This is a genomic window from Stieleria sedimenti (assembly GCF_025060895.1).
GTDB lineage: Bacteria > Planctomycetota > Planctomycetia > Pirellulales > Pirellulaceae > Stieleria > Stieleria sedimenti.
Genome location: NZ_JANZKV010000121.1, coordinates 63,081 through 75,461 on the forward strand (window position 1 = coordinate 63,081; position 12,381 = coordinate 75,461).

Below are 12,381 nucleotides of genomic sequence, written 5' to 3' on the forward strand. Positions count from 1 at the left end.
ACGCCGCAGCGTCACTGCATTGAAACGATTCGCTTTTCGTCAGGCCTCGGTGTTATCGACCGGCGTCCTGACCGCCGGCATCCTCGCGACCAGTGGTTGCAGCGAACCGGACGTCTCGCCGGTGACCGTGTACCCGATTCAGGCGGAGGTCGAGGCGGCTTTGGCGGCTCGCACCCAGGGCACGGTTCGCCCAGATTTGCGAATCGATGCGCCGATCCAGTCACAGACACCGTCGCGTCGTGTCGGCGGTCAGTCTCGGCTGGCGAGTTTTGCCAACCGCTCGCGCACGCCGATCCAATGGGATTTTGGCGGTTTTGATTCCGCACGAAACCGTGACCAAACCGCAGACCGGCCCGCAGGTGGAACTCTGTTGGTCCAGACCCCGGCACTACCGGATGTTCCCGCCGGATTCGCAGATGGCGACGGCGGCCCCGGAGCGGACAACGCCCAGGCCGGCAAAAGTGCCTCCGATGCCGGTCCGGTGGAAGTCATTGCGACGCCCCCGGCACGGCCCGAGGTGAAGGCCGAAGTGATTCCCACACCGCGAGGGATCCGCGAAGGCTCGGAGCGGAACGACGATCCAAAGTCGGCACCGGTGGCCCGCATTGCCGCCGAAATCGATGGTTCTCAGCCCCCCCCAAAACAACCCCCAACCGCAGCGATCGAATCTGTCGCGGGAAAAGAGGAAATCGCCGCAAGGCCCGCGCTGATCGACCCGTCGACGGAGATCGGGTTGGTCGGAGCAGCAGACGGCCCGGAGGATTTTCGCGAATGGCAGACCCCCGATGCGGTACTGTTTGTCACCGGCGATCAACACGGCTACATCGAACCGTGTGGCTGCACGGGACTCGATCGCCAGAAAGGCGGCGTCGCCCGGCGATTCACGTTCATCAATCAGCTGCGCGAGATGGGTTGGCCGCTGGTGCCCATCGATGCCGGCAACCAGATCCGCCGGATCGGCCAACAAGCGGCGATCAAGTTCGAGAAATCGTCTAGCGCGCTGACTCAAATGAAGTACCAAGCGGTCGGATTTGGCCCCGATGACCTGCGGCTGAGCCCGACGGACTTGATCGCACACACCTATGCCGATTCACCCGAAAACGCAATGTACGTTTCGGCGAATTTAATTTTGCTGGATCCCGAGTTGTTGCCCAGCCACAAGATCGTTCGCAGCGGCGAGTGGAACATCGGCCTGACGTCGATCCTGGATCCCGATGCGCTCGAAGCGCCGCTGGGATCGGATGTGACCTTGAAGCCGATCAAGGCATCCGCCGAAGCGGTTCTCAAGGAGATGAACGCGGCGGGAGCGAATTTCCGCGTGTTGACATTTTTCGGTGACGAGGATGTGGCCAAACAGTTGATGGTCGACGTTCCCGGGTTCGACTTGATCGTCGCCTCGGGAGGTTACGGCGAGCCGACGTATCAACCGCAATCGATCGAAGGCAGCAAAGCCAAACTGATCGTGACGGGAAACAAGGGCATGTTCGTCGGGCTGGTCGGTTTGTATCAAAACCGACCGATGAAATACGCACGTGTTCCGCTGACCGATGAATACAAGGACGCGCCGGAGATGCGAAAGCTGATGGCGGACTATCAACAGCAACTCGAACAACTCGGTCTGTCCGGTCTCGGGATCTCACCGATTCCGCACCCGTCCGGCGGGAAATTTGTCGGATCCGAAGCTTGCGGAAAATGTCACACCACGGCGTTTGAGATCTGGGAAGGCTCGGGCCACGCCGAAGCGACCGCGCACATTGTGGAACCGACCGAAGGACGCGGCGACATCCCGCGGCACTTCGATCCCGAATGCATTAGTTGCCACGTCACCGGCTGGAACCCGCAAAACTATTACCCCTACGAAAGCGGTTACCTGTCACTGGAACAATCCGCCCACCTGACCGGCAACGGCTGTGAAAACTGCCATGGGCCTGGCGCCGATCACACTGCCGCCGAGGCAGAGAACTCGGGGGTCAGCGAAGAACGCAAGAAGAGCCTTCGTCTGGCGATGCAGTTGCCGCTGGAAAAGGCCAGAGAGCATTGCATGGAGTGCCATGACCTGGACAACAGCCCCGATTTCCATGACGACGACGCGTTTGAAGATGTGTACTGGCCCGAGATCGAACACTACGGGATGGATTGAGCGTTTCATCCGGAGTGAATCCAGCCAGCCAGCCCGACACCGATTCTCAGCGAGTTGACCGGCCACGGTGGCGGGCAACGCTGTGAAGCATTTCTTAGCGGTAGCCCGCGAGCCCTCCGGTGTTGTGGCAGAGATGAAGAACCGGAGGGTTCGCGCCCTGCCGCTAACACCTCAAGAAACACGTGGGAAAAATGCTTCTCAGCGTAGGATGGTGGGATGGAGAGGTAGGAAGATTTTGGAGGTAGGAAGATTATCTAAGTCGAATGAAAGGTGAATTCCACTCTTTTCCTACCTCCGAAATTTTCTTACCCGTTTTCGGCAACGTCAAATAGACGGACCCGAACGCTTGCCGACATCTCATTCGGCGACATCACACGCGGCGCGGGCTTTGGCTATCATGCCGGGCAAGTTTTGAAGGACCAAACGATTCCTTCCCCAACTTCCCACCTTTGATTCCCGGAGCCCCTTGATGAGAAAGTTGTTGTTTGCCTGTTTGATGCTGGTCGCGGCATCGCCGGTCTGCCTGGCCGAAATTCGGACCAGCGCCGTGTTCGGCGACTCGATGGTGTTGCAGCGTGAGAAGCCGATTCACGTTTGGGGCTGGACCGCGCCGGATCGTGGCGTCGAAGTCTCCCTGGCCGGAAATGCGGTGACGGTCAAAAGTGATTCCGACGGCCGTTTTGATGCGAAACTGCCCGCCCTCCAGGCCGGCGGCCCGCACACGATGAAGATCTCCAGCGACGGCGAGACGCTGACCTACGGCGACGTCTTGATCGGTGAAGTCTGGGTGTGCAGCGGTCAATCCAACATGCAATGGGCGGTGGATCAGGCCAACGACGCGGACCTGGAATCCTTGTCGGCCAATTACCCCAACCTGCGTCTGATCTCCGTGCCTCGCGTCGGGACACAGGAACCCCAACAGAGTTTTGAAGGCCGCTGGGAAAGCTGCACGCCGGAGACGGTCAAACAATTCTCCGCGGTCGGCTATTTCTTTGGCCGCCAGCTTCACCAGACCCTCGACGTGCCGATCGGATTGATCGACAACGCCTGGGGCGGCTCGTCGGCCGAAGCCTGGGTGAACCGCGACGTGCTCAAGTCGTCGGGCAAATTTGACGAGTTGCTCGAGCGTTGGCGCGAGACCGAATCGACCTACGATCACGAGCAGGAACTGGCCGACTACAACAAACGGATGGCCGCGTGGAAGGAATCGGGCAAGGGCCGCAGGCCGTCGGCGCCGCGCAATCCGCTGGTCGGACAGCACCGACCGGCCAACCTCTACAGCGGCGTGCTCTACCCGATCATCGGTTACACGATCCGCGGTGTCGTCTGGTACCAGGGCGAGAGCAATGCGGGACGCGCCTATCAGTATCGAGATCTGTTTCCGACCATGATTCAAAACTGGCGCGACGAATGGGGACAAGATGAGTTCTCGTTCTACTGGGTCCAGCTGGCCGATTACTTGAAAGAGCCGTCTGAGCCGGGCAACAGTGCCTGGGCGGAACTCCGCGAAGCCCAGACGATGACGATGTCCAAGTTGCCCAACACCGGCGAAGCGGTGATTTTGAACTTGGGTGAGGCCTCGGACATTCACCCCAAAAACAAACAAGACGTCGGCAAGCGACTGGCGCGCTGGGCACTGGCCAAAGACTATGGCTATGACATTCCGTATCGCAGCCCGACGTACAAATCCATGTCGATCAAGGACGGCAAGATTGTCTTGGAATTTGATCACGTCGGTGGCGGGCTGGACACGTTTGACGTCCCCACGCCGCTCGGGTTCACGATCGCCGGTGCGGACCAAAAGTTCGTCGCTGCCGACGCCAAGCTCACCGGCAAGACGACGATCGAAGTCAGCAATGACGCCGTCACCGACCCCGTCGCGGTCCGTTACGCCTGGGCCGACAACCCGGTCTGCAACGTACAAAGCAAAGAGGGATTGCCGATGACGCCGTTCCGAACCGACGATTGGAAAGGCATCACGGCGGACGTCAAACGGTAATCAGCCGTTTGGCATCTGTGATCGTCGGCACGACCCCGAAGGAGGTCGAAGCAAGTAGCCGGAGGTGAGCGCAGCGACACCTCTGGAGATCCGGTCCGCCGCCTGACGCGACCCCGGAGGGTGTCGAAGCAAATCGCGTGGGAACCCTCGAAGCCCGCCTGCCCCACCGTCGGAAAATCGATTCGCTACGACCCCGTTCCGGGGTCGATGGGAATTCGGGACGTGCTTCCCGGCGGTGGCGCTGCGCTGACCGCCGGCTACTCGCTGGCATCCCCTCCGGGATGCTCGGCTCGCGGGCGCGATCCCGACGACGGGCTCCCCGGAGGAATCGCTCGCTTCCGGCGATTCAGCGGCATGACCCCGAATGGGGTCAAAGCCAGTAGCCGGAGGTGAGCGCAGCGGCAACTCCGGAGATCCGGTCACCCGCCTGATGCGACCCCGGAGGGTGTCGAAGCAAATCGCGCGGGAACCCTCGAAGCCCGCTTGCCGCGCCGCCACAGCATCGATTCGCTGCGACCCCGTTCCGGGGTCGATGGGAATTCGGGACGTGCTTCCCGGCGGTGGCGCTGCGCTGACCGCCGGCTACTCGCTGGCATCCTTTCCGGGATGCTCGGCTCATCGCCTGAAGGCTAGACACCAACCCTAAACGCTGACTACTCGCCGACCGAGGTGGTGACTTCGAATCCGAGGTCCTTGATCATCTGGTAATCTTCGTCCGGCGCCTGGCCTTGAGTGGTCAGGTAGTCGCCGACGAAGACGCTGTTGGCGACATACAGCCCGAGCGGTTGCAACGTGCGGAGGTGAATTTCGCGTCCGCCGGAGATCCGCAGTTCGCGACTCGGGTTGACGAACCGGAACATCGCCAGGGCCCGCAAGCAATCTTGCGGGCTCAAGTCTTTCTTGCCTTCCAACGGCGTGCCGTCGATCGAATTCAAGAAGTTCAGCGGAATCGATTGGACACCCAACTCCTTCAAGTCAAACGCCATCGAAATGATATCGTCGTACGTTTCGCCCATCCCGATGATGCCGCCGCTGCACATCTCCATGCCGGCGTCGCGAACATTTCGAAGGGTTTGCACGCGGTCGGCGTAGGTGTGCGTGGTGCAGATCTCCGCGTAATACTCTTCACCGGTGTTCAGATTGTGGTTGACCCGATCGACGCCACAGGCTTTCAACCGGTCCGCTTGCTCTTTGGACAGCAACCCCAGGCAGGCACAGATATCCAAACCGTATTGTTTCTTGATTTCGGGGACGATTTCTTCAACGGCTTTCAGCTCACGTTCATTGGGTCCACGGGCAGAAATCACCAGGCAATAGGTTTTCGCCCCGCGTTCAGCGGCGACCTTGGCCGCCTCCATCAACGCGTCTCGCTTCAAGATGTTGTACTTGGGGACCGGAGCTTCGGAAACCTTTGACTGGCTACAGTAATGACAGTCTTCGGGGCACAGACCGCTTTTGGCGTTCATCAAGAAATACAGCTGGACGGTCTTGCCGAAATATTTCTGACGCAGTCGGAATCCGGCCGAGAGTAACCGCAGCAGGTCATCGTCGGAGGATTCAAGAATCTGTCGGGCTTCATCCCGCGAAAGTTCGCCGCCGTCGAGAATTCGATCCGCCCAGGCGTCGAACGCGGCAGGCGAAGATGTCGAAGGGGCACTGGTGCCGGGAGCGGTTAGGTCGGTCGCCATAGCGGTTCTGTCAATCGGGAACGGTTTGCCAAGTAACGTCGAATCGGTCACTATATTCTTATGGATCCGGCTTGTCGGCAAGCCGGGACGATTGAATCACTCTCAATCCCTAGGGATCGCTTTGATCCACTACTTCGTTCGGATCGGTGTTTTAGGCGAAATCCGGCTCGCTTCGGCGTTGGCTCCGGTCCAGCGTGGACGCCGCGTGGTGGTCCGGTCGCCGCGCGGAATCGAGGTCGCCGAGGTGATTTCCGAACGGCACGGTGACTCCAAACGGCACGGTGACTCCGAACAGCTCAGTGACCGCGAGTCGAGTGTGGTCGATCCCCCCGGCTATCGAATCGTGCGGCCGACGACGGATTCCGACGAGCTGTTGGTGGCCCGCTTGGAACGTTACAAGACCCAAGCCATCGAGGCCTGCCGGACGCGGCTGAACCGATCCGCCAGCGGCGCGATGCTGCTGGACGTCGACCAGCTCTTGGACGGGGGCACGTTGCGGATGCACTTTCTCGGCACTGTGGATACCGACGCCCAACGGATTGCCGACGAGATCGCCGAGGAATACGAGTCGGTCGTCCGCACCAACCACCTGTCTGACCTGCTGACCGACGGCTGTGGCCCCGAGTGTGGGACCACGGCCGGTTGCGGAAGCAGCGGCGGCTCCTGTGCCGGATGCAGCGGCTGCGGTGTGTAGAAGCGGACGGGTCAGCGATCCGTCCGACCCGTCACGGCTGTTAGAGGATCTCCAACAGTTCGACTTCGAACACCAGCACTTCGTTGGGTCCGATCGCGCCTGGGCTGCCACGATCGCCGTACGCCAATTCTGGCGGGATGTACAGCATCCACTTGTCGCCGACCTTCATTTTTTGCAGGGCCATTTGCCAGCCCTTGATGACACCGCCGACCACGAACTCGGCCGGTTCGCCGCGTTTGACACTGCTGTCAAAGACTTCGCCGTCGATCAACGTGCCGGTGTAGTGCACGCGAACGGTGTCGCTCGGGCTGGGGCTTCCGCCGTCACCCGATTCGATCACCTTGTACTGCATGCCTCCGGCCAGTTCCTTGATCCCATCCTTTTTCAGGTTGGCCTGCAGCCACTGTGCACCCTTGGCCTTGTTGGCTTCGGCTTTGGCCTGGATCGCCGCCGCCATTTCCTGGTGGCGTTTGTTCAGCATGCCTTGCAACTGTTGTTGAACGGCCATCAGCTCCTTTTCGGAGAGCTGAAGCTCGTTTTGTGCCAGCGCATCGGTCACCCCGACGGCGAAGGCCTGGGGGTCAAAGTCTTCGGATTTTAAACCTTGTTGCCGCATCTGCTGACCCATCGAAAGTCCCAGGAAGTACCCGATCGGATCCTTCTTGGCGATACCCTCTTTCGAGGCGTCAGGGGCGGTTTGGTCTTGTGCGTCGGTCATCAGCGTCATCATTGAGACGGCAGTGATCACCAGCAAGCAACGATACATGTGGAGTGTCCTTTGAGTGGAAGCAATCGCCGTTCATCACGAGGGAAAAAACGGAAACGGGCTGCAGTGCGAAGCCCTTTGAGGGAGAAATGATACCAGGAACCGCCGTTTAGGCGAGGTCCGGTGGAGAATTCGTCGCCCTTGGAGAGGAACCGGGGAATTAGCGCCGACGTCGCGAAAGCACGTTGACGGCCCGGAAAGCTCGCGCGCAAGATCGCGAGGTGAAGCGTCTTTTCCTCCGGTTGTGCCCCGTCGGGCTCGCGACAAACGGCAATCGACGAACCGTCCGCGAGTCCCGCTATCTGGCCAATTCGGGGACATCGCTGTTGCTGGGGACTGCCTCGCGAGCCAGGAAATCCGGCCAGACTTCGTCGAAGAGCTTTTGTTCGCCCAATGCCAGCGTCTCGTTGACGTTCAGATTGCCTTCGAGGATGTGTGCGGAATTGAGCGCGTAAAACCCCGGCACGCTGGTGACGACCGGCGGTAAACGGGTGCTGTAGTCGATCGTCGACAACGCGGCGACATACTTCGCCCGCGCGACCTTGAACTCCAATACATCGTCGCGAGAAAAGTGATCGTACATCCGCTCCAGCGTTTCCAGACAGCGCTGTTTGTAATCGTCGTCCGGTTCGGCCAAGTCGGGATGGTCGTCGGTCATGTACTTGGGCAAATAAACCAAGTGGCGGCCGCCCAACTGAGACCGCGAATCGACGATCGTCGACATCTCGATGATCCCCGTCAACGGAACCCAGGTGTCGGTGATGTTGGTGACGTAGTACGGGCTGATCGGTTTCTTCAGCAGCATCGACGCACAGACGACGCCCAAGTACTTGATCGCTCGCAGTTTCGATTTCTCCTCGTCACGCAGCTGATCACATTGATCGGCGATCAACGGCGATGCGATCGTGGAAACCACATTGTCAAAGGTCTCGACGCGGCCGTCACCGAAGTCGACTTCCAAGCGGGCTGAAATCGATTCATCGGTCTTGCGAACCGCGTTGACTCCATGGCCGCTCAACAGCCGAACGCCGCGGTCGGCTAACTTTCCGGTCCACACGTCCAGAATCCGCGCGTAGCCACCGGGAACGTAACCAAACATCTCCTTCTTCGCCCCGCTTCGACGCGCCTTGTACATCCGCTGGGTGTGTGCCCAAATGAATGCGGCGGAGGTCTGGCGATAGGCGTCACCGAGTTTTGCTTTGAGCAGCGGTAGCCAAACTTTTTCAAACGCGCCCTTGCCCGACCAACGCCGCAACCAGGATTCGACGGACTGCTGTTCCATCTTGCGGAAGTCGCGGATCTTCGATGCCAGAAAAATCGTGCCGCCCAATCGAACCCTTTGGAACAGGGACAGCGGTGGAAAACGCAGGAATTCCAGCGTGTTGCTCATCGACATCAATTTGCCGCCGGCGAAGAACCCCGTCTTGGTTTCGACCCATCGGAGTTCCTGTTCAAGTCCCAGCGACTGCAATTGTTTCCGCAGCACCGAATCACTGAGCAACGTGACGTGATAGAAACGATCCCAGGTGACGTCGCCGAGTTGCCAGGCGCTGGTCAGCCCGCCGAAGCTGGGGGCGGCTTCGGCGATGGTCACGTCTTGGCCCTTGCCGGCCAATTCGTCGGCGATCTTCAGCCCCATGACACCGCCGCCGATGACCAACCAACGCTTCCTGGGCGGCGCGTGTTCGTCCTGATCAGGCACGACTACCGACCTCGCAAACGGTGGCGGGTGAGCAGCTTCAGCGTCAACCAGATGGTTTTGAAAACCTGCATCTTGCTCGCGCCGCCTTTGCGGTCGTAACGCAGACGCAACGGTGCCTCGCCGAACAAGACGCCTTGCTTGCGCAGTTTCAACAAAATGTCCGCCATGCAAGAGAAGCCTTTTTCACCGACAAACGCATCGCCGTGATCGGCAAAGCCCTGACGGATCACCGAAGCTCGATAGGCACGAAACCCAGAGGTGTAATCGCGGACGCCACGGGTGGGAAATAGAACCGTAAACAGCAACCGCGCGCTGATGGACAAGAAATGTCGCTCAATCGGGACGCCGACGGCACAGCCGCCCGACTCAAATCGCGAGGCGATCACGACGTCGCAGCCTTCGTGGATCATCCGCACCATGCGATCGATCAAACCCGGTGGGTGCGTATTGTCGGCGTCCATCGTGACAATGATGTCACGCTCGCCGGCACGGTCAACGGCCTCGCGAAGCGCGTCGCGAATCGTCGTCCCCAAACCTTGGTTCTGCTGATGCTGGACCAGATGCAACGGCATCTGAAACGACAGCTGTGAAACGATTTGTGCGGTGTCATCGGTGCTGCCGTCGTCGACCACGACGACTTCGTATGGCAGCCCAGTGTCTGCAAACGACTCACCGATACGCTCCAACAACTCCGGCAACGCTTCCTGTTCGTTGTACGCCGGGAGCGCCAAGAAGACTTTCGCCGGTCGGAAGCGAGGGCCACGCCCGTCAACAGCCTGAACCTCCTGCGAACTGGCTGACTGAGAAACCTGGGGATCGGGTGCGGCGCGGAAAAGATTGTCCATCGGGCAATATCGGTTAAGGTTCCTGGATTCAGATTCATGCGGCCAAATGCAGTTTAGACAGGCCCAGAACGGCAACAAGTAATTGGAAACGATTTGGTCACGTAAAAAAACGGGGCTGTGCGGATTATTCGTGCGGTACCGGGCGCGTGTTCGGCGATCCAACCGCGTCAGGAGAGAGGCGTGATCCAGATGACGATCCCGCCGTGCGACGCCAAGCGGGGTTTCGCTTATTAGCGACAGCCCGCCAGCCCTCCGGTCTGACGCGCCGCCGCCAGGCCGCGTCACCGGACGGCTCGCGCCGTTCCGCTAATACCTTCACGTGTCCCTTGTTAGCGGCAGGGCGCAAGCCCTCCGGTCTGACGCGCCGCTCGCGGTCTGTCGATTTCGTGATCCGATCGTCCGACGCGTCAGCAGCACGCAAATCACCAACCACGCGACCATCAACGCCACTCCGCTGAGGCTGGTGATCACCCCGAATCCGACGTCGCCCAAGTCCAAACGCGTCAGGACGCTTCGCGTCGAAAGGTAATTAAACGCCGGAACCACCATCAGGGCGCCGAGCACCCCGCGGGTCAAAGGCGAAACCGACCTCCAGAACTCGGTGCATGCCAGCAGCATGCCGACCGTCGGAGCAACGACGACCATCGCGTCGTAAGACTGGTGGTACAAACTCGTCAGAATCGTGACCAGCATCAAACAACCGGTCCCCCCGGCGACACCGTCGTCCAAACCACGCCGCGATTGGTAAAACAGAATCATCATCGGCCACAACAAAATCAGCATCATGACGGCCAAGTGAACGATTTGTCCGGGATCGCTGCCGGTCCATTTGCAAACCGTTGCCAAGGCGTCCAAACGCGTCCAAGAATCGACGGGAGATTCATCCTGGGTCTTCATGTGGACCTGTTGCGCCGAGCCGATGTCGTCGACGATCTTGTCAAACCCGGCGGCCAAGTCGATCGAACCGGTTGCCCGAATGCCCTCGTGATAGGCCAGGTAGGTCATCGGCAGCCCCGCGCCCAGCAGGCTGATCGCAGCGCCCAGCGACAAGGCCTTAAAGTTTCCGCGGGCCAGCATCAGAAAACCCAGCGGCAAAATGAATGTCGGTTTGGCCGACACCAGCGTCAACGCGACGGCCGAGATCACGGGGCGATCTTTCGCAAAGTGGATCGCGGCGATCGTCGCCAACGCCAACTCGATCGTGAAGTAACCGTTGTACAGCGAGATGTGTCCGCTGCGGGAAAACACGATCGCTGCGGCGATCGATGCGATCCATGTCAAACGCCCACCAGCGTTCCCGCCCAGATGCCCCCCGCCCACAATGCCCACTCCGGCGGCGTTGGCGCACAGCGTCGCCAGCACGATCACAAGCACCACCGAGAGCGCAAAAAACAGGACGTCCGCGACCGGCAGCGGCAAAAACGTCAGCGGCGCGTGCAGCACCAGAATGACGGGCGAGAAAAACGGGATTTGACGCGAGACCGGGTACTCATCGGCGTACTGCTGGCCGTAGGGACTCTTGCCGGCCAACAGCGCGGTGGCGGGAAAGTACAGCCCGTTGTGAAAGTCACACATCCCCTGTGTCGCGGGATTGGTCGAACCGGGCGTTTGGTAACGCGTGACGGTCCGTACCGCCGCGAGCGTGACGCCGATGCCGAACAACAAACAGGCGACCAGGGGCACCACAAAACGTCTGTTGCGAGCGTTCATCCCATCAACTCTCGGACCGCCGCGGTGATGTCGTCCTTTCTCATCAGCGATTCGCCGACCAGCACGGCCTTGACGCCGCCGGTGGCCAACCGCAACAGGTCCGCGTGTTCTCGAATGCCGCTTTCCCCGACGATCAAGCGATCCGGTGGAATCGATGGGCAGAGATCCAAGGTGTGCTGAAGCGTCGTCTTGAACGTCCTGAGGTCACGATTGTTGACGCCGACCAGCTTGGTCCCGGTGGCCAACACGGCGTCCAAGTTCTCGGGGTCGAACAGCTCGATCAAGGTCTGCATCCCGAGCTCGGTGGCGAACTCATGAAGCTGTTTCAGTTCATCCGGCGGCAGGCATTCGGCGATCAACAACACGCAATCGGCACCGGCGTGACGCGCCTGAAGCAATTGGTAGCGATCGACGATAAAGTCCTTTCGCAAAATCGGAATGTCGACCGCCGCACGAACGTCTCGCAGATAATCGAGGGAACCTTGAAAGAACGGTTCATCGGTCAGCACGCTGATGCATGCGGCTCCACCATCGACGTAACAGTTGGCGATTTCCACGGGGTCGAAGTCTTCACGGATCAGGCCCGCCGAGGGGCTCGCGCGTTTGACTTCCGCAATCAGGTTGACGCGTTCACCGGCGGCCAGCGCGGCATGAAAGTCGCGACAGGGCGGCAAGGCATCCAGCTCGGACTCCAATCGATCCGACGAAACGGCGGCCCGATCGCGCGCGATCGTCTGGCGGGTTTTGACCAGAATGTCATCAAGGATCGTCATGGTGAAAGCCAGTGCCTTTGTCCAAAATCTTGGGTGTTAAGTGGCGGCCCGTAGGCTCGCGCCA

The 12,381-nt window shown here is 60.1% G+C and carries 9 protein-coding genes; 3 read left to right on the forward strand and 6 right to left on the reverse strand.

Annotated features, from left to right (window positions below; genetic code table 11):
- Positions 1 to 19 precede the first annotated feature (19 nt).
- Positions 20 to 2,140 carry a multiheme c-type cytochrome gene (locus tag NZK35_RS16520; RefSeq protein ID WP_259633636.1) on the forward strand — a complete coding sequence of 707 codons (2,121 nt, stop codon included), beginning with the start codon at positions 20 to 22 and terminating at the stop codon, positions 2,138 to 2,140.
- 469 nt (positions 2,141 to 2,609) lie between these two features.
- Entirely contained in the window at positions 2,610 to 4,139 is a 1,530-nt protein-coding gene (locus NZK35_RS16525; RefSeq protein WP_259633637.1) for a sialate O-acetylesterase, read from the forward strand.
- Positions 4,140 to 4,792: 653 nt separating this feature from the next.
- On the opposite strand, the gene bioB is transcribed toward NZK35_RS16525, so the two are convergent.
- Positions 4,793 to 5,827, reverse strand: a complete 1,035-nt coding sequence (gene bioB / locus NZK35_RS16530) for a biotin synthase BioB (protein ID WP_259633638.1) — start codon at positions 5,825 to 5,827, stop codon at positions 4,793 to 4,795.
- Between the two features lie 121 nt (positions 5,828 to 5,948).
- Here bioB and NZK35_RS16535 point away from each other — a divergent pair, with 121 nt between their 5' ends.
- On the forward strand, positions 5,949 to 6,521 hold the full coding sequence (locus tag NZK35_RS16535; RefSeq protein ID WP_259633639.1) for a hypothetical protein: 573 nt from the start codon (positions 5,949 to 5,951) through the stop codon (positions 6,519 to 6,521).
- 40 nt (positions 6,522 to 6,561) lie between these two features.
- On the opposite strand, the gene NZK35_RS16540 is transcribed toward NZK35_RS16535, so the two are convergent.
- The 5 genes from NZK35_RS16540 to trpC all read right to left on the reverse strand — a co-directional run bounded on the left by NZK35_RS16540 (position 6,562) and on the right by trpC (position 12,317).
- Positions 6,562 to 7,287: an FKBP-type peptidyl-prolyl cis-trans isomerase gene (locus NZK35_RS16540; RefSeq protein ID WP_259633640.1), complete on the reverse strand. Its 726-nt coding sequence runs from the start codon at positions 7,285 to 7,287 to the stop codon at positions 6,562 to 6,564.
- Between the two features lie 298 nt (positions 7,288 to 7,585).
- Positions 7,586 to 8,989 carry an NAD(P)/FAD-dependent oxidoreductase gene (locus NZK35_RS16545; protein WP_259633641.1) on the reverse strand — a complete coding sequence of 468 codons (1,404 nt, stop codon included), beginning with the start codon at positions 8,987 to 8,989 and terminating at the stop codon, positions 7,586 to 7,588.
- A gap of 2 nt (positions 8,990 to 8,991) precedes the next feature.
- The gene (locus tag NZK35_RS16550) at positions 8,992 to 9,834 is read right to left on the reverse strand and encodes a glycosyltransferase (protein ID WP_259633642.1); all 843 of its coding nucleotides are present in this window, start codon (positions 9,832 to 9,834) and stop codon (positions 8,992 to 8,994) included.
- 315 nt (positions 9,835 to 10,149) lie between these two features.
- A complete protein-coding gene (locus NZK35_RS16555) occupies positions 10,150 to 11,544 on the reverse strand; it encodes a glycosyltransferase 87 family protein (protein WP_259633643.1) in 1,395 nt (464 codons plus the stop codon).
- Positions 11,541 to 12,317, reverse strand: a complete 777-nt coding sequence (gene trpC / locus NZK35_RS16560) for an indole-3-glycerol phosphate synthase TrpC (RefSeq protein ID WP_259633644.1) — start codon at positions 12,315 to 12,317, stop codon at positions 11,541 to 11,543. Before trpC ends, NZK35_RS16555 begins: the two co-directional genes overlap by 4 nt.
- Positions 12,318 to 12,381 lie beyond the last annotated feature (64 nt).